Below are 23,992 nucleotides of genomic sequence, written 5' to 3' on the forward strand. Positions count from 1 at the left end.
CTAATCTTACTCATTTCTTAAAGTAGTAAGAATATCGATATTACTAGCCTTTTTGGCTGGATAGTATGATGAGAGCAAGACAATAATCAAAGCACCAACTAATATCATGGCTAGATCATAAATTGATAGCTCCATAGGGAGTTTTGAGCTACCATAGACATCAGCTGGTAAATTAATTATATCAAAACTTCCTAATAACCAAACTCCAAAAAGCCCCAAAATCAGCCCAAAAACTATCCCACTTCCACCAATTACAACCCCTTGAGCAAAAAAGCTCTTTTTAATCTCCATCTTACTTGCTCCAAGTGCCAAAAGCAAGGCTATCTCTTGGCGACGATTCATAACAGTCATAAGAAGTGAGCTAATAATATTTAAGCTAGCCACTAAAATAATAAGCATTAAAACTATAAAAAGCGCTCTTTTTTCTAGCTCTAAAGCGCTAAAAAAATTGCCATTTTGCTCCCACCAACCAATGGCTTTTTGACCTGGCTTTAAGAGTTGATTTAGCTTTATAATATCATCTTTTGGATTGTCTGAATAGATATGAATTCCATCATATTTTTTATCCTCATAGCCTAAAATTTTAGCCAAAAACTCTATATTTGTGTATGAATACGCCTTATCATAAGCATTAAGCCCTGAGCTAAAATTTGCTACATAATCAAATCTTTTCATAGTAGGCATAGATACTAAGCCACTTGGACTAAGCTGAGTAAAAAGTATAGTAACCTTATCATTTAAAGCAAGAGAGAAATCATCAGCAATCCCCTTGCCTAAAACCACCTCAAAACCCTTTGGAATGGTATCTTTTAAGGCTTCATTTATTACAGAATTTATCTGCTTTTCATCGCTAAAATTTACGCCAAATAGCACTCCGCCCTCTAGTTTGTTGCCATATTTTACAATAGCTTGTGTGGAGATATATGGGCTAAATTTAAGCTCTTTAAACTGCTCTTTAAGCCCAGTTACATCGCTTTCATCAATAGAGCCTTTAATATAGCTAATAATCGTAATTGGATAGTTCATAGTAAATAGCTTACGCTCAAATTCTTTATCAAATCCATTCATTATAGCCATAGCAATGATAAGCACCATCAAGCCAACGCTAACACCCAAAAAGGCTAAAATAGCCGATAGTGCGATGAAGGGCTGAGACTTATCAAAGCGTAAATATTTAAATAGCAAATACCTAACCACTAAGCAAAAACTCCTTTTTTTGGTCCGCTTTTACCACAACACTCTTTATATTTTGCCCCACTACCGCAAGGACAAGGCGAGTTGCGAGATGGCTTTTTATCTCTTTTTGACATATCTTTTGGCTCATCTATATTTGTTAATTCTGTTTTAAATTTAACCACTTGCAAAGCTCTTACACTCTCAGTTTTTAGCCTATTTACAAGCTCCATAAAGAGATTATAGCTCTCTTTTTTATACTCAGTTAGGGGGTCTTTTTGATTATATCCTCTAAGCCCAATTCCCGTTTTTAAAATATCCATTTGGTATAAATGCTCTCTCCAAGCTGCGTCTAAAATTTGTAGATATAAGAGTTTTTCTATACTCTTTCTTTGCTCACTATCTATATTTGACATCTTATTCTCATAATCTTTAGTAAGCTCATCAACTATAAAAGATTTGATTTCATTATAATCAAGCCCCTTTAGCTGGCTAGAATTTATATCTATTAGGCTATTTTCTTTGATTATCAAGCATAGTTTATCCATATCAAAATCCTCGCTAAGCCCACCATCGACAATATCAGCATCATCTAAAAACATAGCGACTAAATCTTGGCGATTAGAGATAATCTTATCTTTTAGATCGCTATTTGGATCTAGTAACTCATCTCTATATTTATATATGGTCTTTCTTTGTTCGTTTGCTACATCATCATACTCTAATACATGTTTTCTACTCTCAAAATGCAAGCTCTCTACCTTTTTTTGAGCATTCTCTACAGCACGAGTAACTAGCCTACTCTCTATACTTTCTCCCTCTTCAATCCCTAATCTTTCCATAATAGCCTTTATCTTATCGCTACCAAATATCCTAAGAAGATTATCTTCTAAGCTTAGATAAAATCTACTAATACCAGGATCCCCCTGACGCCCAGCACGACCTCTTAGCTGGTTATCTATACGGCGACTTTCGTGCCTTTCTGTGCCTATTATATATAGCCCTCCAAGCGATCTGACCTCATCATCAATCCTAATATCCACACCACGACCAGCCATATTAGTTGCGATTGTTACAGCACCTTTAACACCAGCTTGAGCGATGATTTGTGCCTCTTTTTCATGGTTTTTAGCATTTAGCACAGAGTGGGCGATTCTCTCTTTTACAAGCATTTTATGAAACACTTCACTCTTTTCTATGCTTGCAGTTCCTACAAGCACGGGCTGACCGATGGAATTTGCCCTTTTGATCTCTTCGATAACAGCTTTAAATTTCTCATTTTCACTCTTATATATAAGATCATCTTTATCTAATCTTTTAATAGGTAAATTTGTAGGAATGGATATAACATCTAAATTATAAATTTGAGAAAATTCAGATGCTTCAGTCTGTGCTGTTCCTGTCATACCAGCTATTTTGCTATACATTCTAAAATAGTTTTGGAATGTTATATCAGCTAAGGTTTGGCTCTCTTCTTGAATTTTTACACCCTCTTTAGCCTCTAAGGCTTGGTGCAATCCTTCGCTAAATCTCCTACCCTCACTAAGTCTGCCTGTGAATTCATCAACGATCACAACCCCAGAATCACGCACCACATAATGGACATCTTTTTCAAATAAATTGTGAGCTTTTAAGGCTTGGTCTAGATGATGGCTTAATATAGCATTGTCTAGATTATATAAATTTTCAACCCCAAATAGCTTTTCAGCCTTAGCAATACCAGCTTCAGTTATCATTATGGTTCTGCTCTTTTCATCTACTATAAAATCCCCTGTAGGCTTATCTTGAGGCGTGGCTGCTAGCTCACCTTTTACCATAGCTCTAGCCACCTCATCAGCCTTGATATAGCCATCAAGAGTGCGATTAGTAGGCCCTGAAATTATAAGAGGAGTCCTAGCCTCATCGATTAAAATACTATCTACCTCATCTACTATTACAAAATTATGCTCCCTTTGAACCTTCATAGATAATTCAAATTTCATATTATCACGCAAGTAATCAAAGCCAAATTCATTATTCGTCCCATAAGTTATATCAGCATCATAAGCGGCCTTACGCTTTACATCATCATACTCACCACCTACTATAATGCCCACGCTAAGACCTAAAAAATTATATATAGCACTCATCTGCGTAGCGTCTCTTTTAGCTAAATAGTCATTTACAGTAACGACATGGACGCCTCTTTTATCCATAGCATTTAGCACCACTGGTAAGGTAGCTACTAAGGTTTTTCCCTCTCCAGTTTTCATCTCTGCTATGCGACCATCATTTAAAACCATACCGCCTATTAATTGCACATCAAAATGCCTCATATTTAGCACTCTTTTTGAGACCTCTCTTACGATGGCAAATACATCATTTAATATACTATCTTTAGTTACTTTTCCATCTATTAATGAATTTTGTAAAGAGAGAAACTCCTGCTTTAGCTCATCATCGCTTAAGGCTTGATATTTTGGCTCTAAAGCATTGATTTTGGCTACTCTTTTGTAATATTTTTTTACCTCTTTATCATTTTTGGTTCCAAATATTTTTCTAGCAATGAGTGAAAGCATTTTATATCCTGTAGTTAAAATAATCTGCCATTTTACCTAAAATCGCTTAAATTTAGGCTTTTATTTGCTAAGTTTTGCTACAATTTGCCATTACAAATCACTAAATTTAAGGCAAAATATGAGAAAAATCATAGTAATTTTTATATTATCTTTAAATCTATTTGGCTATAACGAGCTTGAATTTGATAGCATTGATGCTAAATTTACCCAAACCATAAAAAGCCAAAATCAAACAATAAATTATAGTGGCTTGGTGGTTATAGATAGCAAGTTAGGGGCATTTTGGCAATACCAAACCCCAACTACAAAGCTAATATATTTTAGAGAAAATAGAGTTACTATAATTGAGCCAGAACTAGAACAAGCCATAATCACAAGCCTAAAAAACTCACCAGATATAACCCAAATTCTAAAAAACGCAAAAAAGCTCACAGATGATAAATTTCAAGCCCAATATGATGATATAATCTACAATATCACAATGCAAAATAACTCCCCAAAGCTAATTAGCTATGAAGATAAACTAGGCAATCAAATCACCATTGAATTTACTCAAATAATCAAAAATAAGCCAATTGATAAAGGGCTATTAACTCCTAAAATACCAGCTAATTACGATATAATTAGCAATTAAAAATTCTTATCAAAATTATTATCTTGGATTAGATTTTCAATCTTTGGTAAATTTGGTAAAACAGAGGCTGGCTCACTGCTATTTGGGGTATTTTTATTGATAGATTTTATAGCATCAAGTATCTTTTGGATATTTGTCTCTTCTACAAATTTAAGCTTGATTATATATATCTCTTCAATGGCAATTGAGTGCTTTTTATCTATATATTTTATTAAAGTGGTTTTAAAGCCCTCTTTGCCTTTTGAAGTCATAATATCCTCAGCATAAAAGCTCCCCACAATGATATTTAAAGCATCGTAAATAGGAGCTGTGGGCACATCATCATCTCTAGTTATAATCTCTAAATCCATAGATATTTTCTTAAGATTATTCGCATCATATTTGGAGTATAAATCACTCTCAAACCCCTCCACGCTCACAATATCACCAAAACCAAAACTACACAAAATCATCACTAATAAAATAGCCTTTTTCATATATCTTCCCTTATAAATTTCTCTTTTGAATAAAATTCACTCACGCTCTTATCCACATTTACAACGCTTTTTAAATATGAGTAAAAATCCATACTTTTAGTATAAACTATACTCAAATCACTCCAGCTAATCGCCCTTGAGAGTGCTACATATAGCTGACCATTAGCAAAAATATTATTTAAATTACAAACCAAACGCTCGATACTCATTCCTTGAGATTTATGTATGGTAATGGCGTAAGCTAGTTTTAATGGAAATTGAGTAAATTCCGCTCTTAATCTCTCATTTATACTATCTCCATCTTTTTCATACTCAAATAAAGAGTATGTAAATGGCTCCACTTCAGCGATTTCGCCGCTATCTTTTAGCACATTTATGCTAATTACATTGCCATTATCAGCTATATTTACATCTTTGATTATGCCTTGTTCGCCATTATAATACTCACCCCATTTATTAGTCAAAAACATAACCCTAGCATCTTTTTTAATCTGCAAATCACTTAAGACATTTAAGCTATCTACCCACTTATCATAAGCACTAATATGCAAATTCTCATCATATATCTTACTACTAGCCTTTATGGATATGAGCGGATTTGGAATTTGAGATAGCTTTTTGATATTTAGCATATCAGCTTGAGCGTTATTACCAAATAAAACTATACTATCGCTTGGGATTATATCTGTTATTTTAGATTTTAAGCTTTGATAAATTTCATCATCTACAATGCCAAGCCTAATTCGTGAGAGCATAGAGTAAAATCGCATATCAGAAGTTCTTTTAGATACCACTAATTCAACATTTTTAAATTTAAAATTATACCAAGCAGTAGATTCAAAAGCATAGCAAAAACTCATCAAGCTACTACTATCTTGCTTTTTAACTGGTGGCAGTTGATAAAAGTCCCCCACCACCATCACACGACCATTAAAGCTACCTTGAATAAGCCTATAATATATCATCTCCATCAGATCAGCACTTACCATCGAAATCTCATCAATTATCAAAAGATCAATATTTTTGATAATATCAAATAGCTCTTTTAGCCGTCCTTTTTGCTTATTATCAAGAGCCATTAATTCAGAATAATTCCCACAAAGCCCAAATTTAAAAAAGCTATGAATGCTTACTCCACCAATCCCTACTGCGCTAATTCCAGTGCTACCAAGGGCTATGATATTTTTGCCATTAGATCTATAAATTCGCATAATCTCTTTAGTCGTGTAGCTCTTGCCAACCCCACCACCGCCAGTAAGAAAGATATTACTATTTTCAAGAAGCTCTATAATGTAATTTAACAAAACAATTATCCTATTTTTGCTATAATTATACCTAAAAAATTAAGGATAAAAATGAGAAATTTACTACTATTTTTAATAATTTTTATATTTTTAGGGTGTTCTAAACAGAGCTATACGCTAAATGAGCTAAATTTGGCACTTGATTTAAATTTGGATCAAAATGCAAGTATCTTACCAGATACCACTCTAAGCGTTAGCTCAAACAATAATGAGCTAATAGATAAATATTTTAGCGTTTGGGATAATGGCTTTGATATTGATATAAATAGCGCTATGTGGGCGTTTAATACTTACACTTTTGAGAAGCAAAAATATTATGGCGAGAGCCACATTTTACGCAATCAAGCTTGGTTTGATAAGAATAGACAAAACGCAAATTTCGCCGCTTATAAAACGATTTTAAAACCAGCAATTATCCTTAGAGATACCGCCGTTAGAAGCTTTGCGACTAAAAATAGGCTATTTTTAGATAGCAGACCAGGTGAGGGATATCCATTTGATTATTTACAAGATTCAAATTTAGAAGCTTTCCATCCGGTGCTTGTATCGCACTTTAGCCTTGATGGGGCGTGGGCCTTTATCCAAAGCGACTCATTTACTGGCTTTGTCTTAAGTAGCGATATAAAAATTTTAAACAAAAAAGAGGCTGATGAGTTTAGAAAATCCAAATTCGCTATATTTATAAAAGATGGAGTTGCGATAAAAGATAAGGTTGGGGAGTTTAAATTCTACTCAAGAATTGGCGGTTTGGTGCCATATAAAAGAGTTGAAAATGGCAATTTCATCACACCACAAGGATATAAAATAAGCCAAGATATAGCCACTGATAAATTGGAGCTAAACTCCAAAAATGCTAAACTGATATTAAATGAAATGCTAGGAATGAACTATGGCTGGGGCGGGATAGATGGACTTCGTGATTGCTCTGCATTTACAAAAGACTACTTTGCTAGTTTTGGAATTTGGCTACCACGCAACTCCAAACCACAATCTCAAATCGCACAAATCATAGATTTAAAAGGCTTATCTGATGAAGAGAAAAAATCTAAGATAGTTGAATTTGGAGTGCCTTATGCTACGCTTTTATATATGCGTGGGCATATTATGCTATATACTGGCGTTGTAGATGGTAAAATCAGCGTTACTCACGCTTCTTGGGGACTAAAAACCAAAAATAACGCTAGAGCCATCATAGGTCGCACAGCTATAACTGATATTGAGATTGGCAAAGATAGAGATGATATAAAAGCTCTTTTACTCAGCCTTGTAGAATCGATGAATATCCTAGCCCCAAATCCAAAATTAGCCCTACAAAATAGCTATGATATTAAATTTCAAAATAATAATATAATCTTTGCCAATAACTCATCTATGCCATATGATGAGGGTGATATTTTAAATAACCCAAGTATCAAAGATATGTTTGCTTTAAAATATCCCCTTTTAGCCCCTTTAAACTCTAAGCTAATAGATGCTGGAAGGATAAGAAATGAGCGATTTTTTAACGAAATTTATGGTCAGAATAAAGAGGCTGTAGAGAAAAACTTAGTTGAAGTAACTTGGCTAAAAAACAGCCTAAATCAAAAAATTAAATTCAACTCCATCAATGGAGCTGCTAAGGCTTTACAAAAAGTCAGCGATGAGCTTGATATTTTGGTGCAAAATGAGCCAAATTTGATTATATATCTTAAAGATATTGGTGGGACATTTAAATATAGAAATATAGCTCAAACCAACAGGCTATCGGCTCATAGCTGGGGGATTGCTATAGACATAAATGTAGCAAATAGCCACTACTGGCTATGGCACAAAGATGGCTACCAAAACAAAATTCCATATAAAATAGTTGAGATTTTTGAGAAAAATGGATTTATCTGGGGCGGCAGATGGGAGCATTTTGATACAATGCATTTTGAGTATCGCCCCGAATTTGCCGCCTTATATGGGGTTAATTAAAAATAGGCAAACCCACCATCGCTGAGATTACAAAAGCATTTATAATATCTATGAAAAATGCTCCAACTAATGGAATAACGATAAATGCCATATGGCTTGGACCATAATGCTTTGTTACTGTTTGCATATTTACAAGTGCTGTAGGCGTCGCACCAAGACCAAATCCACAATGACCAGCTGATAGCACGGCTGCGTCATAATTCTTCCCGCAAAATCTATATGTAACAAATATCACATATAAAACCATAAGCACAATTTGCACCACAAGGATTGTTAGCATAGGAAGTGCAAGAGAGATAAGCTGAAAGATATTAATAGTCATTAAAGCAAATGCTAAAAATAGAGATAGGCTAACATTGCCAATTACAGACATCTCGCGATCAAATACTGTGTGAATTTTAGTAGCTGATAGAATATTTCTAAGAATCGCACCTGTTAATAGACACCATACAAATGTAGGCATAGTTACGAAAGTAACAATCTTTTTAAGCTCAGTTCCAACCAATAAACATATAGCAATCAACGCCAAAGACTCAATAAACGAACTAGATGTTATTAATCTACTTTTTTCAGGCTTTTCAAATAGAGTTGGGTCTATCTTCTCTTTTGAAGTGTGGCCTATTAGATTATTTTTAACAACTAAATATCTAGCTACAGGACCACCGATAATTCCGCCAGCTATCAAACCAAATGTAGCTGCTGCCATCGCTACTTCCATAGCTGGAGCATAACTATAAGGCTCTTTGATAAACTCAGCTGCCCACGCTGCACCAGTGCCATGACCGCCACTCATAGTTATTGAGCCTGTAAGTAAGCCAATAATAGGATTTTCTCCCATTGCCAAAGCCACGCCAACACCGGCTAAATTTTGTAAAATCAATAAGCCAGTAACAATAAATAAAAAACCAAAAAGGACTTTTCCGCCTTTTCTTAATGAGGCAAAATCAGCACTCAAACCAATACTAGCATAAAATGCAAGCATTAATGGATCCTTAAGCGAACCATCAAAATTAAAGCTCAATCCAGCATATCTATTTGCAATAAATATAGCCACAGCTACAATAATTCCACCTACAACTGGCTCAGGAATATTGTAATCTCTTAAAAATTTAATCTTTTTGATGATAAAAGTACCTAGTAATAGCACAAAAACCATCGCACAAAGAGTGGAGTAAAAATTAAGTGTAATTTCCATTTAAGCACCTTAAAAATTAATTTTGTTTATTATTATATTTAGTTTAGTTAAATAAATGAAGTATTTATCAGAATTTTGGTGGTTAAATTTAGCTTAACCACCTATAAAACTACTAATTAATCTAATTGATGGCGATTAATAGTTGGAATATCTAAATCATCGCTATTAATGTTTATATCCAAGCCTGATACCCTACGACGACTAAATATACTCTCTTTTGGCTCTTCAGATTTTGCTGGAGTAACCTCCTTGCTTGGTTGAAGTTTAGATACATTATTATCAGAAAAACCAGTAGCAACTAGTGTTACTAAAACCTTGTCAATTGGCATACTCAAATCGCATTTAGTACCCCAAAATATATCCGCATCAGGATCAGCAGCTGACTCTATAATCTCCATAGCTTCAGTCATATCACTCATCGGACAATCTGGATGTATAGTAAAATGAACTATAGCACCCATCGCCCCCTTAATATCCATATCATCTAAAAGTGGAGATTGCATAGCTGATTTTAAGGCCTCTTGAGCCGCACCATCACCTTGAGCTTCTCCAACACCCATAAGTGATAGCCCCCTATGACTCATAGCAGTCTTAACATCAGCAAAGTCAAGGTTAATATCGCTATCGCCATGGCTAAGAACTATAGAGCTCATACCATTTACCGCACGTGCTAAAATGCTATCAACAAGCTTAAAGCTATCTTTTATACCAGCTTTTCTATCTACAATATTGCTTAATTTTTCATTTGGAACAACTACAACGCTATCACACTCTTTTTTTAACTCATTGATACCCTCAATAGCAAGACGCATTCTCTTACTACCTTCAAATTTAAATGGAGTGGTTACTACGGCTATGGTTAATGCTCCAATCTCTTTAGCAGCTTGAGCCACTACTGGAGCCGCACCAGTACCAGTACCGCCGCCAAATCCAGAGGCTATAAACACAATATCAGAATACTCTAAAGTAGTTTTAATCTCTTCATAACTCTCAATAGCTGCCTCTTTACCAACGCTTGGTTGCATACCAGCACCAAGCCCCCTAGTCTTTTTCTCGCCTAGTTGAATTTTATTTGGAGCAGTTGAGCTATCAAGTGCTTGTGCGTCTGTATTGGCAACTATCAAATCTACAGTTTTCATACCATCTTCATTATTTATACCCTCTCTGATGATATGATTAATCATATTACCACCGCCGCCGCCTACGCCAACAACTTTTATCTTAGCACCATAAATATTTGTCTTCTCTTCTACAGTAAAACCACTCATTACAAGCCCCCTTGACTAAAATAAATTTTTTAAATAATTAACAAATTTAGAAATAGGATTTACCCTATCTAAATCACTATTTGACTTTAAATCACCTTTATCGCTAATATCATCGATCTTCAAATCTAGCTCCACTTTGGTTTTAGGCTCAGATTTAAGCTCATCATATGAATTAGAATTTGCGCTTAAGCCAGACTTCTCCATATTGTCATCAAACTCTTTAATAGATACAAAAGGATTTGGCTTTAAGACTATCTCATCTTTATATCTAAGCTTTCTTTCTGAATCTATCTCATATGGCGTAAAATACCCAGCACCATACAAGCAAAGACCAATTGCACATGAATTTGATGGGTCTTTGAAAACATCAATTGAGCTTTCAAATTCCCTTGGTTTAGCAATTCTAACAGGCATATTATCAAAAATAGCAGTAGCTAACTCCTTAAGCCCTTCAAGCTTTGCCATACCACCAGTTAAGACTATCCCAGCTGAAGCGTAGTCTTTATATCCACTCTTGCTTAACATAGTAGCTAGGATCATTAAAGCCTCTTCAACACGCATATATATAACATTTATTATAACGCTTATATCCACTTCACGACTTGAGTTTTCATCGCCTAAATCTGGCAAGACTATAAGCTCATTACTTTTAGCTTTTAAAGTTCCATATCTTATCTTAACCTCTTCAGCTACAGCTGGAGGGGTATGTAACACGGTAGAAATATCTGTGGTTATATTTAAGCTACCAACTGGTAAGAAATCGTTAAATCTAATTGAATTTCCAGAGTGAATAACCATATCACAACTTGAACCGCCAAGATCTATTAAGACAGTTCCTAATGACTTTTCATCTTCGTTTAGAGTAGAGATAGCCGAAGCATATCCAGATAATACGATATTATCAGCCTTTAAACCAGCCTTTTCTATAGCTTTTCTTAAATTTGTAATGGCTGATTTTTGCACCGCTATAATGTGAGCTTGCACTTCTAATCTAGTGCCATTCATACCTAGTGGATCTTCAATATTATCTTGCTCATCAACTTTAAAGTTATAAGGCAAAGTATGTAAAATCTCATAATCGTGAGGAATTTTAACCTTATATTCAGCTGAGCTAATAGCACGCTCAATTTGCTTGATTGTTACCTCTTTTTCAGGGATATTTATCACATCTTTACAATCTATATTTTTAGCATCTTTACCAGAAATAGATACAATAACCTTATCAAATTTAGTTCCAGCTACCCTTACTACATCGCTTACTACTGATTTTATAGAATTTGATGCTAACTCAATATTTGTAATTGAGCCCTTTTTTAATCCTTGAGATTTGATCGTCCCCATACCAATAATTTTTACTGAATTATTTGACCTTGGGTCGTGCTCTACCATCACAGCACAAATTTGAGTAGAGCCAATATCAATACCTAATATTTTAATTCCCACGACTATTGACCTTTATAATATTGTTCTATCTTATATCTATGTTGAAGCGATGATAGTAAATCCTCTATTAATTGCTCATTTTTGATACTAATCGCACTATTTCTAAGTAGATTTTCGTAATTAGATACATCACTAGCACTAGCTAATTTTTGATCTGTGATTTTATAAACTACAGCTTTATTGCCTAAAATCACATACCCATCTTTACTCTTGCTATCAAAGATTAAATTTATAAATTCAGACACTTCGCTCTCATTTAACTCAGCAATCTCCACCTTGCTATCTCTAGCTATAAAGCCAATATCTCTACCATTGAAATTTTCTAAAGCACCTTTAGCCATATTTTCTAAATTATTTTTAAGTTTATTATCTATATACTCACCTATTATAAACTCTCTAGCCTCTTCATAACTCATAGGCTTTGGAATATCTTTAGACTCTAATTTTGATATTAAATATCCATCTTGATAGTTCATTCTATATTTAACTGGCTTTATATAGTCGCCAATTTGTAGATTTTTCAACTCTTGTGCGTCAAATTCATAATCATCTTCTAAAGCAATTAGATCAAACTCAAACTCCAATTCACCCTTTTTTGCCTTTAGGTATTGGCTTAGAGCTAATTTCCTTGTTTGTCTCATATCATAGTCATCTTTTACACGCTCTTTAGCCACTTCAAAGCTCAAAATTTTATCAAATCCATCTCTATATTGGGCTTTATTTTCATCATAATACTCTTGCAAAGCGGTCAAATTCTCATCGCTTATAATTTTTGGTATAAATTTGCCTTTTAGATTATATTTTGTTTGAGTAAGATATTTATCTTTATTGCTTTCCCAGATTGATTTTAGCTCACTTTCATCTACTTTAATATCTGATCTATTTAAATTTATAATCTGCGTAGATACCCTATCTTTCATAAAATAACTAGCCGCTAACATATCAAGATCTTTTGAGTTTGTGTCTATTTTTAAGGCATTAAATAGCTTATCAAGCAGTAGATTGCTAGCTAAATTTTGCTCATAATCCTTTGGTGAAATTCTAGCTTGTTTTAACACGCTTTCATATTTAGCTTTATCAAATTTACCATCGCTCATAAAGCTTGGATCTACCATTAAAGCAAGGATTATCTCCTCTTGAGATACATCTAGTCCTAGCTCATCGGCGTAATTTAACATTACATTATCTTGGATTAATCTTTTTAACACCACCTTATCAAGCCCCATTTGCTCGGCTTGTTCTTGAGTAAATTTACCATTTGAAGCATTTAGATAAAATTCATACATTGTGCTATATTTTTGTTGAAATTGGCTAATTGATATATTTCTATTGCCAACTTTTGCTACGGATTTTGCACGATTGGTATTCATATCATAAGCACCCCAACCTACAAATCCAGCACCCACAAAGGCTATTGTACTAACCCAAATAGTAACAACTAAATATTTTTTATGCTTTTGCATCCAAGTTATCATCAAACTACCCTTTTTATACACCAGACAATTAAACGGTGTTATTTTATCAATAATTGCTTTTAAATTACCTTAAAATAGACCTTAAAATCAAATTTTATCTTTATCTAAAATCAATTTATAAATCCATTTGATAAATTTAGCAATTTACAGCTATTTTCAAGCAAAGCTATGGATTTAGCTAAGTCATGAGCCGTTCGTTCGTATATATATAGCCCATAACCCTTAATAACAACTACATTTGTATGCTTTTCTATCATGTGGCGGCAAATTTCAGATGGTGCACGCTCATACCAATCATCAAAGCGTTTTGGGTCATATATAAATATATTTCCAAATTTCATATAACCAAAATAATCTTTAGGCTCAAAAAATGAGTGATTAATGCTATAAGCGGTTAGAAATGGCGGTATTGCATAGCAGATATACTTAGCTTCAGCTATATTTTTATAAATATTTAAGTGGATATCCGCATCGATACTAGCATCATTCCATCTATAATCTTTCTTAGAGTATAAAATGGTTAGCTCTTCATCGCTAAGACCATCAAAAATCGCATCTTTTCTATTTATTACAAATTGATTATGCTCTATTCTAGCTGATATAGAACCATGAAAAATGCCTAAAAAATTCTTTTTAAACATAGAAGATGAGATCTTCTTAATCTCATTTATTGAATACTCTACATTCATAATTATTCCTGAACTATCCCATAAAATTACCCACATTATACCAAAATATAAGACTCTATTCATCAAATTTATGATAAAATTTTTATTAAAAATTTCAATTAAGGGCTTATTTTGAACTCTATTCATACTCCTGTTTTGCTTAGCGAGGTTGTTGATACTTTTAAAAATATTGGCGATGGTGTGATATTGGATTGTACTTTGGGATATGGTGGGCATTCAAAAGCACTATTAGATTCTATACCAAATATCAAAATAATCGCTTGCGATCAAGATGATATGGCGATCAAATATTGTCAAGATAAATTTAAAGATTATAAAGATAGGATTGAGATTTACAAAAGCAACTTTAGCCAAATTATTAAAAAAATTCCACAAGAGAATATTAAAGGAATTTTAGCTGATATTGGTGTTAGCTCACTTCAACTGGACCTTAATGAGCGTGGTTTTGGGCTTAAAAGCGATGTTTTGGATATGAGAATGGATAGCTCTAATCCAATTAATGCTAAAACTATAGTAAATAACTATACTCAAGATGAGCTACAAAGAGTGTTTTGTGAGTATGGTGAGCTGCCAAATGCCAAAATAATAGCTCAAAAAATTATAAAAGCTAGGGAGAATAAAGAGATAATCTCATGCAAAGAGCTAAGCCAAATAGTTGGAAGCTCAAATTTAAAAAACCGATCTATAAGCGTAGCTACTTTGGTCTTTCAAGCTATAAGAATTGAGGTAAATAAAGAGTTAGATGTGTTAAAAGAGCTATTAAATTCCATTCAAAACTCCAAAATAGATGAGACCAAACTAGCAATTATTAGCTTTCATTCTCTTGAAGATAGGATTATTAAAGATACATTTAAAAAGTGGCAATCAAGCTGTATCTGCCCTATACAAGCTATGCGTTGTGAATGTGGCAATAATCACGCAATTGGCAAAATAATAACCAAAAAGCCTATAACTCCAACTGATAAAGAGATTAGCGATAATCCACGATCTAGCTGTTCTAAAATGAGAATCTTTAAAATTAAGAGGCAAAGATGAGAGATAAAGAGAATTTACTACAAAAAAATATCCAAAGAACAAAAAAAGAGAATAATCTGAATTTTAAAACTATAATCATCGCTTATGCAGCTCTACTCATCATTCTAGCCTTAGCCTTGCCAAAGGTATATTTTAGCAATGAAATTTACTATACAAGCAAGAGTATAGCAGAGCTAAAAAGCAAATTAAATGTGCTAAAAGAAGAAAATAAACTACTAAAAAGAGATTTAGAATATATAAGATATAAAAATCAAATAATTGATAATATGAGCGATTAATGGATAAAATTGCCAAATTTTTTAAATACTATGACCCAGCTTGGTTTGCTCTAAGCTACTCTATCAAAGCCACCATATCTATACTAATATGCGGATTTATAGGATATTATATTGGCGGTTTTTTTGGTATGGTATATGCAGCAAGCTCATCTATGAGTATATTTTTTCTCTCATCGCTTGAAGGCAATATAAAGATAAAGATTAGCTACTTTGTAATATATATTATCCTTGGGATTTGCTCGGTTTTGTTTGTTAATGCTCTTTTTAAATTTCATATTATATTTTGCTTTTTTACGCTAATTTGGATGATATTTGTAGGATTTAGCAATCTTTTTAATCAAAATTTAAATAAAATTCTATCCATCGTTAATGCAACTGGGCTTCTTAGCATTATTGCTTCTAATCAACCAGGTTGGAATCTACAAGACTCTTTAGGTGGCTTTGTAGCAAGTAGCATTATAGCTGCGACCTTTAGGCTTACTCGCTTTGGAACATATGGTAAATTTACTAAACGATCTTGTATGATGATACTTGATGAGCTAGTTCAAATCAGTCAAAATATAAATAACGATAAGGAGTTTTTAAATTTATCCAAACAGTGTAATGAGCATATTAATGATATTAAAAATCTATTTGCCAATAAAAGCTCAACGATAAAAGATGAGCGACTCATCATACACCACTCTAGGGCGATATTTTATCTATATAAATTAGAGGATATATATAATCTACTTATTTCAATGCAAAGATATTTTAAAACGATTAAAAATCCAGATTTACTAAATTTAATAAATAGTGAGATTATAAGAAATTTAATTGAGTTAAAAAATATATTTATAGATAAAAATAGCACCATAAAAGATGACGCATTAAATATAGCAAGGCAGAGCGATCATACTATTTTTACTGCTTCTTTAGAGGTTTTATACTCTAAATTTCATCTAATAAAAGATGGTGGAGAGGATAAAATCACGCTAGAATATAAAAAGCAAAAAAGCATAAAAGAGATAATAAAAGATACAACCTTACACAATCCAACTATCCAATACTCCTTGCGTTTAGCCATCGGCGTTAGTATAGCTATAATTATTGCTAGTTTTATAGATGTTCATAATGGGGTTTGGATAGCTATTGGCGTGATTAGTATGAGTAAGGATAGCTCATATATGACTAAAATCACAGGTATTGCCAATATCAAAGGTGCTATAATAGGAATTGCTCTAACTTCTATTTTAGTAAATTTAATAAGCAATAATAGCATATTTGCCATACTTTGCATAATATCAATTTTCCTAGCCTTTTATCTTAAAAATTTTCCACCTATATATGCAATGGGGGCATTTATGGGGGCGTTTGCCATGGCATACTCGCTTATTTTAGGCAACTCTATGGAGATGGTGTATATAAGAATTATTGATATTTTAATAGGATTTATAGTCTCATTTGGCGTGGCATTTATGCTATTTCGCCATACTAATGAGATTAAACTTAGCAATACATATATCGAGCTGTTGCCTAAATTTAAAAAGCTTAGCAATAGCGTAATTGAAGGTAGATTTACAATAGAACAAAATGAGATATTAAATAGCTTAACTTGGTATCACAACACAATCACGCAAAGCGATAGAAGTAAAGAGCTAAAGAGATATCTAGAAATTTATAGAAATTTATATGATATAAGCTCACTTCTTAGCAATCTAAAAGTCTATACTCAATGGCTTAACCACCCTTCAAAGCCAAACGGAGCCAAAGACGCCTTGATCTCAGATATAAATATCATATCAACTAGATTTGAGATGATAGAAAAAAGAGTAGATAAACTTCCATACTATTTTTATGATAATATGGAAAGCAGAATTCTAAGTCAAGATAAAAAAATAAGATTTTTACTGCTAGAGATAGCAAAAAGACAAGATAGGATAATAGCCTATAGCGACCTACTTATCAGATGATATGGTATGAACTAATCTATCTAAGACATATTTTTCTAAATCTTTGCGTGAAATCTCATGCTTTATAGCCTCATTATAAATTATCTCAATTTTTTGGGAGTATTTCTCATATGGAAAATATGGGAAATGCACCTTCCACGCAGCACGGATCAGCTCAAGGCTAATTAATCTTCTAGTCCAAACCCTAAAATAGTCAAATCCGATAAACACGCACGCAGTTAAAATCACAGTAATAATAACCGAAACATGCAAATCTGCTTCAAATTTGCTAAATAATATGTGAAGTATCCAGACAAAAAGCGTTAAAACAATAAGGCAAAGCAAGGCATAAATAGCGTAAAATCTACGATTACGATAGCGAAAATTCAGCTTAGATGGATCGATTAGCATTCCTTCATTATATAAGCAATTTGCCTCTAAAAGATCACGAAAAAGCACCGGTTGCTTAGATACTACAAATAAATTTTTAAATATAAATTGTTTAATTTTCTCTACCATTGTCATACTTTTTGATAATTTAAATGGGCTATTATATCTAAAAATTAGTCAAAAGCTGATAAAATAACTTAAATTTAAAAAAGGAGTCAAAATGGCAGCAATGATCTCCATGCAAAAAGTCTTTTTAAATGGCAAATTTATCGATAAAGATAGTGCTAAAATAAGCATATTTGATCGTGGATTTATCTTTGGCGATGGGATTTATGAGGTAGTACCAGTGGTAAATTCAACCATGGTAGAAAGGGATGGATTTTGGGATAGATTTCAAAGGAGTTTAAGCGAAATTAGCCTAAATTTACCATACTCTAAGGGCGAATTTGAAACAATCTTAAACAAACTAATAAAGATAAATTCACTTAAAGAAGGTGGATTATATATACAAATTACCCGTGGGATTGCCCCAAGAGATTTTATCTTTGTAAAAGGGATTGAGCCAACTATAATGGCTTTTGCCTTTGCTGATAGCGTCCTTGAAAATCCAAAATCCAAAAGCGGTATTAGCATAATCTCCACTGAAGATATAAGATGGAAAAGACGCGATATAAAGTCCATCTCCTTACTAGGTCAATGCTACGCTAAAAATCAAGCTGCGATAGCTGGGGCTGATGAGTGCTTTATGGTAGAAAATGGCTATGTAACTGAAGCTGGAAGTAGTAGTGCTTTTATCATAAAAGATCACACTTTGATAACCAAACCCCTATCTAATGAGATTTTACCAGGAATTAGGCGTAATAAACTCTTAAGCTTAGCCACACAAATTGGTCTAAAAGTCCAAGAGCGTAAATTTAGCATGAGTGAAGTATATAACGCAGATGAGTGCTTCATAAGTGCTGCGACAATAATACTCTTGCCAGTTATAAAAGCAGATGGCAAAGCCATAAATGGCGGTAAAATCGGACAATACTCGCTTAAGCTTAGAGAGCTTTATAAAAATAGTTTAATAACTGAAGCTAATAAAATTAAGGAGATAAAATGATAAATCACACACAAATGCGATACGCCTACGACCATGGCTTTCACTCTTCAAATGATATTGCTAAGAAAAATACACTATATGCGATAATATTCACAATAATTATGATGGTAGCTGAGATTATAGGCGGGATATATTTTGGCTCAATGGCACTTTTGGCTGATGGTTGGCATATGAGTTCTCACGCTTTAGCACTGGGACTAGCATATTTTGCCTACATTATATCAAATAGATATAAAAGCGATGGTAGATTTAATTTTGGCACATATAAGATAGAAATTCTAGCTAGTTATACTAGTGCGTTATCTCTTTTGGTGGTTGCGTTTTTGATGATTTATCACTCTATTTTAAAATTTATAAACCCGCAAACTATAGCATATAAAGAGGCTATTTTCATCGCTATTATAGGGCTTGTGGTGAATTTAATCTGTGCTTGGCTATTAAGGTCTAGCCACGATCATCATAATCACGATCACCACCACGATGATCTAAATTTAAAGGCTGCTTATATGCATGTCATAGCTGATGCGCTTACTTCTATTTTAGCTATAATAGCTTTAAGTTTTGGGCTTTTATTTGGGGCTGATTTTCTTGATCCGCTTATGGGGATAGTGGGAGCTATTTTAATTTTAGTGTGGGCTATAGGGTTGCTAAGGCAATCGGGTAAAATACTACTTGATGCAAATATGAATGAGCCAATAGTTGGTGAAGTTATCGATATTTTACGCCTATTTAGAAGTGATCTAATCATCAAGGATCTGCATCTTATAAAAGTAGCAAAGGATAAATACGCTTGTATAATCTCTTTAAGCTCAGATGAGCCATTAGATATAGAATCTATCAAAAAAGAGTTATCAAAGCACAAAGAGCTAGTTCATATATTAGTAGAGATATATCCAAAATAGCTTGAAATTTAGCCAATATGGCTTTCAAAATGACTATAGAGTGATGAAAATAAATAGGTTATTGTAAAATATCATCATATTAAAGGATAGAAGATGGAAATAGTAGGAATAATAGCTCTTGTTTGTGTCTATTTAATATGTAAGTTTTGCGAGAATTTAACCCTTAGAGTATGGGGGTTTCATCGCTACTATTTTAAGCTTTATTTTTATGCTTAGCGGTGGATTTGAAGGATTATTATTAATTAGCATTGTAATGCCCATCATTGTTTTGCTTATATGGATTATAACTTTGGCTATTTTGCGATATGGCTTTAAGAAAAGCATCTCGCCAAGCCTAGTGTTTAGCACTTTTAGCTTTGTGGTTTGGTATGCTCTTAATCTAATTTTAAATATTTTTGTACTTATTATTTGCTGTGTTATATATCTTATTAATCTTAAAAAGAGCAGAGATTTTACCCCTTATTTGCTACACTATGCACAAGCTACTGGAGCTACTTTATATATATTCACACTAATTGGGAAAATATCGCGCGTATTAGAGAGTTAAATATTTTATAGCTAATTTAATAAATTTAAAATAAAATGGGAGTTCTGTGTCTCCCATAAAATTTTAATTATTTAACATAAATTTTATATTCAGAGTAGCCTCTTTTATCCATCTCATCATAAGGGATAAATTCCAAAGAAGCGCCATTTATACAATATCTCAATCCACCTTTATCGCTTGGACCATCATCAAAAACATGCCCCAAATGGCTCCCACTTAGCCTAGAAGTTACCTCTATTCTATCCATACCATGGCTTAGATCACGATTATAGCCAGTCGCATCAGTGGTTATAGGCTTAGTAAAGCTAGGCCACCCACATCCAGCATCATACTTATCACTAGAGCTAAAAAGTGGCTTTTTGCTTACTATATCCACATATATACCACGCTCATCAAATTTATCATATTTGCTACTATATGGGCGTTCAGTGGCCTTTTCTTGCGTTACTCTATACTCTAAATCACTCAAACTCTTTTTTAGCTCCTCTTTGGTAGGAAGTTTAAATTTACTCTCATCATATAGAGGTTTATTGGCTAAATTTAAATCTATATGGCAGTAGCCATTCGGATTTTTCTCTAAATATTTTTGATGATACTCTTCAGCCTCTACATAATTTTTCAAAGGCTCTATTTCAACGGCTATTTTCTTATCAAATTTAGCTTGTTTAGCCCTTATAAATTCAGTTACAATAGGCTTTAAACTCTCATCGCTATAGTAAATTCCGGTGCGATACTGCCTTCCTATATCATTACCTTGCTTATTGATAGAAAATGGATCTATAATGCGAAAATAGTGCTCTAAAATCTCATTTAAATCCACTACATTTGGATCAAATCGCACTCTTACAACCTCAGCGTGATCAGTTTTGCTTATCTCATAATAGCTAGTTTCCTGGCTTTTTCCATTTGCATAACCAACTTGAGTGTATTTAACGCCTTTGATACGATCAAAATACCCTTGAGTACCCCAAAAGCACCCACCACCTAAATATATCTCTTTTAAATTTGACATATCACCACCTTTTGGATTAGCCATTAGCGCAGTAATGGCAAGAATTGTCATAAATATATACCTTATCACTATACAACCTTAAATTGGATTTTGGCAATTCTATCAAAGCTAAAAAAATAAAATCTAAATATTTTATTAAAGAGTTAAAATCAAAAATATCACAAAGCCATCAAAATAGCTTTGCAATATTTAACCCAATAAATGAGATAATATAAGCAACAAATGTTGTAAATATAAATAGATAAAAGATATACTTATACCCGCCAGCTTCCTTGCCAAAGACAATCGTAGCAGCCAAACATGGATTATAAAGCATAATAAATAAAATAAATGCTACTGCCACTTCTAATGGTATTAACTCTTGTATCTTTTGGGTTAATCCTTGAGTTGTTTCATCGACTTGACTACCTAATGAGTATAAAACGCCCATTGTAGATATAGCAACCTCTTTAGCTGCTAAACCACTAACTATACAAACGCTCAATCTCCAATCAAATCCCAAAGGAGCAAAAATCGGCTCAATAAATTTCCCCGCCTTACCTAGATAACTATTTTCTATTAAGATATTTTCTAATTCGTAAGATAATCTATCTTTTTCATCATCATTTGCAGCTAGCTCTATCTTTTGCTTATAGCTATCTTTAACCTGACTTTGGAATGGAAAGCTACTTGCAAACCATATAAGTATAGCTGCTGCTAAAATGAAAGTCCCGGCCTTTTTAATATACATTTTAGCCTTATTATAGACCATAAACCATATAAGATTCCAATTTGGCATTCTATATTTTGGCATCTCCATGACAAATGGCTCATCTGGACCTTTAAATGCGGTTAAACGCAATATTTTCGCTGCGATAAGACCTAAAATAGCCCCAAAAATATAAATTCCAAATAGCCAATTACCAGCTTGACTTTCAGGAGCAAAAGCACCTATAAATAGCACATACACTGGCAATCTAGCACCGCAACTCATAAAATTTATGATAAAAAGCGTAAGAAGGCGATCTTTTTCATTTTTTAAAGTCCTAGTAGCCATAAACGCTGGAACAGAACAGCCAAAGCCAGTTACTAAAGGGATAAAGCTCTTGCCATGCAGACCAAATTTATGAAAAAATCCATCTAGCAAAAATGACACCCTAGCCATATATCCAGTAGTCTCTAAAAGTGCAATGCCAAAAAATAGAATAATTATATTAGGCAAAAATAACAACACAGCACCAACGCCACCGATAATCCCATCAGCTAATAAAGATGATATAAGCTCATTGCTTACACTCTGTTTTATCATATCACCCAACGCCACATACCCAGCCTCTATATAGTCCATAGGCACAGCTCCAAGGGTAAAAGTCAGCTGAAATATCAACCACATAAAAAACAAAAATATAGGAATTCCAATGTATTTATTGATCAAGATTTTATCAAGCATTTTGGTATAATTAAGCTCTTTAACACTATGAAACGCCACACTCTTAGCAATCACACCGCTTACAAAATCACTGCACTCTTGCATAAATATCTCATTTATGGATTTGGTTTTGTAGTAAATATATAAGTTGTTGTGAGAATTTTCAATAACCTTTGAAAACTCTATCCAAATTGGCTTATCATGTAAAATTTTATAAATTTTATTATCTTGCTTTAACAAAGCAATAGCAACATCTCTATAATTTAGCTCATCTATATTAATATCATTTTTAGCTTTTAAAAAGTCGCAAATAGCCCATATCTCATCTTCAATCACATCGCTAAAAATCCTCTTATTTGGAGTATATGGCAAGTTGTGAATATCTATTATACAATCCATTAATTCATTTAAATTTGATTTTAAACTAGCAGATACTGATATGCAAGGGATACCAAGGAGATTTTGAAGCACCTTTGTATCGATATTTATCCCCTCTTTTAATGCTTCATCGCTCATATTTAGAGCTAAAATCATCTTCTTATTTCGCTCCATAATCTGAGTTGTAAGAATTAAATTTCGCTCTAAATTAGCAGAATCTGCAACATTTACAATAATATCATAATCATCTCTATCTATAAATTCTTTAGTAATTCTCTCTTCTAGCGAATAATCATTTATCGAGTATGTCCCAGGAAGATCAATAATTTTAATCTCATAATTTTTATAATTAAATTTTGCCTCTGATTTTTCCACCATAACACCAGGGAAATTTCCAACTTTTAAATGCGACCCGCTTAGTGAATTTATAAGTAGAGTTTTGCCTACATTTGGCTGACCAACAAGTGCAATTTTAATAATCTTTCTCATCTAAATTCTCTCTACTTCAATGCTTTTTGCCTCATCATATCTTAGCATTAAAGAGTTTCTATTACACTCTATTAAAATAGTAGAACTACCAAGTGAGCTCTCTACCTTTTTTATAGTTTTAAATTTTGATAGCCCCAGACTAAAAAATCTCTCAAGCAACTTTTCAGTTACATTGAAATTTAGAATTTTAGCCATCTGACCATTTTCTAATAGATCCAAAGTCATATAACTCTCCAATAATGAAATCTATTATCAATTATAATTAAATAAAATTTAAATTATTATTAAAATTGATTATTATTTTATAAATAATTGTAATAATATGAAAAATAATATATCAAAATCT

Annotated in this window: 21 protein-coding genes; 7 read left to right on the plus strand and 14 right to left on the minus strand. The window is 33.1% G+C overall.

Features of this window, described 5'->3' with window-relative positions:
* Positions 1 to 6 precede the first annotated feature (6 nt).
* Positions 7 to 1,197, minus strand: coding sequence for an ABC transporter permease (locus tag CSUIS19073_RS04440; RefSeq protein WP_086242500.1), 1,191 nt, complete (start codon positions 1,195 to 1,197; stop codon positions 7 to 9).
* Positions 1,197 to 3,731: a preprotein translocase subunit SecA gene (secA, locus tag CSUIS19073_RS04445; protein ID WP_086242499.1), complete on the minus strand. Its 2,535-nt coding sequence runs from the start codon at positions 3,729 to 3,731 to the stop codon at positions 1,197 to 1,199. Before secA ends, CSUIS19073_RS04440 begins: the two co-directional genes overlap by 1 nt.
* Before the next feature lie 118 nt (positions 3,732 to 3,849).
* Here secA and lolA point away from each other — a divergent pair, with 118 nt between their 5' ends.
* A complete protein-coding gene (gene lolA, locus CSUIS19073_RS04450; RefSeq protein ID WP_086236910.1) occupies positions 3,850 to 4,365 on the plus strand; it encodes a LolA-like outer membrane lipoprotein chaperone in 516 nt (171 codons plus the stop codon).
* Here the strand turns inward: lolA and CSUIS19073_RS04455 are convergent.
* Together CSUIS19073_RS04455 and CSUIS19073_RS04460 are read right to left on the minus strand one after the other, a co-directional pair.
* Positions 4,362 to 4,841 (minus strand): hypothetical protein, encoded by a 480-nt coding sequence (locus CSUIS19073_RS04455; RefSeq protein WP_086236911.1) that lies wholly within the window; start codon positions 4,839 to 4,841, stop codon positions 4,362 to 4,364. The two genes, lolA and CSUIS19073_RS04455, sit on opposite strands and share 4 nt — an antisense overlap.
* Positions 4,838 to 6,145 (minus strand): ATP-dependent DNA helicase, encoded by a 1,308-nt coding sequence (locus tag CSUIS19073_RS04460; protein WP_086242498.1) that lies wholly within the window; start codon positions 6,143 to 6,145, stop codon positions 4,838 to 4,840. The genes CSUIS19073_RS04455 and CSUIS19073_RS04460 overlap by 4 nt, the downstream gene beginning before the upstream one ends.
* Positions 6,146 to 6,196: 51 nt before the next feature.
* On the opposite strand from CSUIS19073_RS04460, the gene CSUIS19073_RS04465 reads away from it, so the two are divergent.
* The gene (locus CSUIS19073_RS04465; RefSeq protein ID WP_086242497.1) at positions 6,197 to 8,101 is read left to right on the plus strand and encodes a bifunctional C40 family peptidase/M15 family metallopeptidase; all 1,905 of its coding nucleotides are present in this window, start codon (positions 6,197 to 6,199) and stop codon (positions 8,099 to 8,101) included.
* Here CSUIS19073_RS04465 and gltS read toward each other — a convergent pair.
* The 5 genes from gltS to CSUIS19073_RS04490 all read right to left on the minus strand — a co-directional run bounded on the left by gltS (position 8,094) and on the right by CSUIS19073_RS04490 (position 14,171).
* A complete protein-coding gene (gene gltS, locus CSUIS19073_RS04470; protein ID WP_086236914.1) occupies positions 8,094 to 9,296 on the minus strand; it encodes a sodium/glutamate symporter in 1,203 nt (400 codons plus the stop codon). The two genes, CSUIS19073_RS04465 and gltS, sit on opposite strands and share 8 nt — an antisense overlap.
* Before the next feature lie 116 nt (positions 9,297 to 9,412).
* Positions 9,413 to 10,564, minus strand: a complete 1,152-nt coding sequence (ftsZ, locus tag CSUIS19073_RS04475) for a cell division protein FtsZ (protein ID WP_086236915.1) — start codon at positions 10,562 to 10,564, stop codon at positions 9,413 to 9,415.
* 15 nt (positions 10,565 to 10,579) lie between these two features.
* A complete protein-coding gene (ftsA, locus tag CSUIS19073_RS04480; RefSeq protein WP_086236916.1) occupies positions 10,580 to 12,007 on the minus strand; it encodes a cell division protein FtsA in 1,428 nt (475 codons plus the stop codon).
* A 2-nt stretch (positions 12,008 to 12,009) separates the two neighbouring features.
* Positions 12,010 to 13,482 (minus strand): peptidylprolyl isomerase, encoded by a 1,473-nt coding sequence (locus CSUIS19073_RS04485; RefSeq protein WP_086242496.1) that lies wholly within the window; start codon positions 13,480 to 13,482, stop codon positions 12,010 to 12,012.
* Positions 13,483 to 13,592: 110 nt separating this feature from the next.
* Positions 13,593 to 14,171 (minus strand): class II aldolase and adducin N-terminal domain-containing protein, encoded by a 579-nt coding sequence (locus tag CSUIS19073_RS04490; protein WP_086236954.1) that lies wholly within the window; start codon positions 14,169 to 14,171, stop codon positions 13,593 to 13,595.
* Positions 14,172 to 14,282: 111 nt separating this feature from the next.
* Here CSUIS19073_RS04490 and rsmH point away from each other — a divergent pair, with 111 nt between their 5' ends.
* From rsmH to CSUIS19073_RS04505, 3 genes are read left to right on the plus strand one after another with little or no spacing between them, the layout of a single operon-like run.
* Positions 14,283 to 15,206 (plus strand): 16S rRNA (cytosine(1402)-N(4))-methyltransferase RsmH, encoded by a 924-nt coding sequence (gene rsmH, locus CSUIS19073_RS04495; RefSeq protein WP_086236918.1) that lies wholly within the window; start codon positions 14,283 to 14,285, stop codon positions 15,204 to 15,206.
* On the plus strand, positions 15,203 to 15,484 hold the full coding sequence (locus CSUIS19073_RS04500) for a hypothetical protein (protein ID WP_086236919.1): 282 nt from the start codon (positions 15,203 to 15,205) through the stop codon (positions 15,482 to 15,484). The genes rsmH and CSUIS19073_RS04500 overlap by 4 nt, the downstream gene beginning before the upstream one ends.
* The gene (locus tag CSUIS19073_RS04505; RefSeq protein ID WP_086236920.1) at positions 15,484 to 17,436 is read left to right on the plus strand and encodes an FUSC family protein; all 1,953 of its coding nucleotides are present in this window, start codon (positions 15,484 to 15,486) and stop codon (positions 17,434 to 17,436) included. Before CSUIS19073_RS04500 ends, CSUIS19073_RS04505 begins: the two co-directional genes overlap by 1 nt.
* Here the strand turns inward: CSUIS19073_RS04505 and CSUIS19073_RS04510 are convergent.
* Entirely contained in the window at positions 17,422 to 17,934 is a 513-nt protein-coding gene (locus CSUIS19073_RS04510; RefSeq protein WP_086236921.1) for a hypothetical protein, read from the minus strand. The genes CSUIS19073_RS04505 and CSUIS19073_RS04510 overlap by 15 nt on opposite strands.
* 91 nt (positions 17,935 to 18,025) lie before the next feature.
* On the opposite strand from CSUIS19073_RS04510, the gene CSUIS19073_RS04515 reads away from it, so the two are divergent.
* Positions 18,026 to 18,910: a D-amino acid aminotransferase gene (locus CSUIS19073_RS04515; protein WP_086242495.1), complete on the plus strand. Its 885-nt coding sequence runs from the start codon at positions 18,026 to 18,028 to the stop codon at positions 18,908 to 18,910.
* Positions 18,907 to 19,812, plus strand: coding sequence for a CDF family Co(II)/Ni(II) efflux transporter DmeF (dmeF, locus tag CSUIS19073_RS04520; protein WP_086236923.1), 906 nt, complete (start codon positions 18,907 to 18,909; stop codon positions 19,810 to 19,812). The genes CSUIS19073_RS04515 and dmeF overlap by 4 nt, the downstream gene beginning before the upstream one ends.
* A 156-nt stretch (positions 19,813 to 19,968) precedes the next feature.
* On the opposite strand, the gene CSUIS19073_RS04525 is transcribed toward dmeF, so the two are convergent.
* From CSUIS19073_RS04525 to CSUIS19073_RS04540, 4 genes are all read right to left on the minus strand, one after another.
* Entirely contained in the window at positions 19,969 to 20,160 is a 192-nt protein-coding gene (locus CSUIS19073_RS04525) for a hypothetical protein (protein ID WP_141082466.1), read from the minus strand.
* A 266-nt stretch (positions 20,161 to 20,426) separates the two neighbouring features.
* The gene (gene msrB, locus CSUIS19073_RS04530; RefSeq protein WP_086236925.1) at positions 20,427 to 21,422 is read right to left on the minus strand and encodes a peptide-methionine (R)-S-oxide reductase MsrB; all 996 of its coding nucleotides are present in this window, start codon (positions 21,420 to 21,422) and stop codon (positions 20,427 to 20,429) included.
* Between the two features lie 118 nt (positions 21,423 to 21,540).
* Entirely contained in the window at positions 21,541 to 23,646 is a 2,106-nt protein-coding gene (feoB, locus tag CSUIS19073_RS04535; protein ID WP_086236926.1) for a ferrous iron transport protein B, read from the minus strand.
* The gene (locus CSUIS19073_RS04540; RefSeq protein ID WP_086236927.1) at positions 23,647 to 23,871 is read right to left on the minus strand and encodes a FeoA family protein; all 225 of its coding nucleotides are present in this window, start codon (positions 23,869 to 23,871) and stop codon (positions 23,647 to 23,649) included. It lies immediately after the preceding gene.
* Positions 23,872 to 23,992: the final 121 nt, after the last annotated feature.

It is taken from the genome of Campylobacter sp. RM19073 (assembly GCF_024723495.1).
Classification (GTDB): Bacteria; Campylobacterota; Campylobacteria; order Campylobacterales; family Campylobacteraceae; genus Campylobacter; species Campylobacter porcelli.

Excerpts from the sequence above, each read along its gene's own strand:
- secA (WP_086242499.1), bottom strand. The coding sequence starts at position 3,731 with ATGCTTTCACTCATTGCTAGAAAAATATTTGGAACCAAAAATGATAAA.
- CSUIS19073_RS04490 (WP_086236954.1), bottom strand. The coding sequence starts at position 14,171 with ATGAATGTAGAGTATTCAATAAATGAGATTAAGAAGATCTCATCTTCT.
- msrB (WP_086236925.1), bottom strand. The coding sequence starts at position 21,422 with ATGACAATTCTTGCCATTACTGCGCTAATGGCTAATCCAAAAGGTGGT.
- CSUIS19073_RS04465 (WP_086242497.1), top strand. The coding sequence starts at position 6,197 with ATGAGAAATTTACTACTATTTTTAATAATTTTTATATTTTTAGGGTGT.
- CSUIS19073_RS04510 (WP_086236921.1), bottom strand. The coding sequence starts at position 17,934 with ATGGTAGAGAAAATTAAACAATTTATATTTAAAAATTTATTTGTAGTA.
- CSUIS19073_RS04455 (WP_086236911.1), bottom strand. The coding sequence starts at position 4,841 with ATGAAAAAGGCTATTTTATTAGTGATGATTTTGTGTAGTTTTGGTTTT.
- dmeF (WP_086236923.1), top strand. The coding sequence starts at position 18,907 with ATGATAAATCACACACAAATGCGATACGCCTACGACCATGGCTTTCAC.
- feoB (WP_086236926.1), bottom strand. The coding sequence starts at position 23,646 with ATGAGAAAGATTATTAAAATTGCACTTGTTGGTCAGCCAAATGTAGGC.
- CSUIS19073_RS04500 (WP_086236919.1), top strand. The coding sequence starts at position 15,203 with ATGAGAGATAAAGAGAATTTACTACAAAAAAATATCCAAAGAACAAAA.
- CSUIS19073_RS04505 (WP_086236920.1), top strand. The coding sequence starts at position 15,484 with ATGGATAAAATTGCCAAATTTTTTAAATACTATGACCCAGCTTGGTTT.
- CSUIS19073_RS04485 (WP_086242496.1), bottom strand. The coding sequence starts at position 13,482 with ATGATAACTTGGATGCAAAAGCATAAAAAATATTTAGTTGTTACTATT.
- CSUIS19073_RS04540 (WP_086236927.1), bottom strand. The coding sequence starts at position 23,871 with ATGACTTTGGATCTATTAGAAAATGGTCAGATGGCTAAAATTCTAAAT.
- gltS (WP_086236914.1), bottom strand. The coding sequence starts at position 9,296 with ATGGAAATTACACTTAATTTTTACTCCACTCTTTGTGCGATGGTTTTT.
- lolA (WP_086236910.1), top strand. The coding sequence starts at position 3,850 with ATGAGAAAAATCATAGTAATTTTTATATTATCTTTAAATCTATTTGGC.
- CSUIS19073_RS04515 (WP_086242495.1), top strand. The coding sequence starts at position 18,026 with ATGGCAGCAATGATCTCCATGCAAAAAGTCTTTTTAAATGGCAAATTT.
- ftsZ (WP_086236915.1), bottom strand. The coding sequence starts at position 10,564 with ATGAGTGGTTTTACTGTAGAAGAGAAGACAAATATTTATGGTGCTAAG.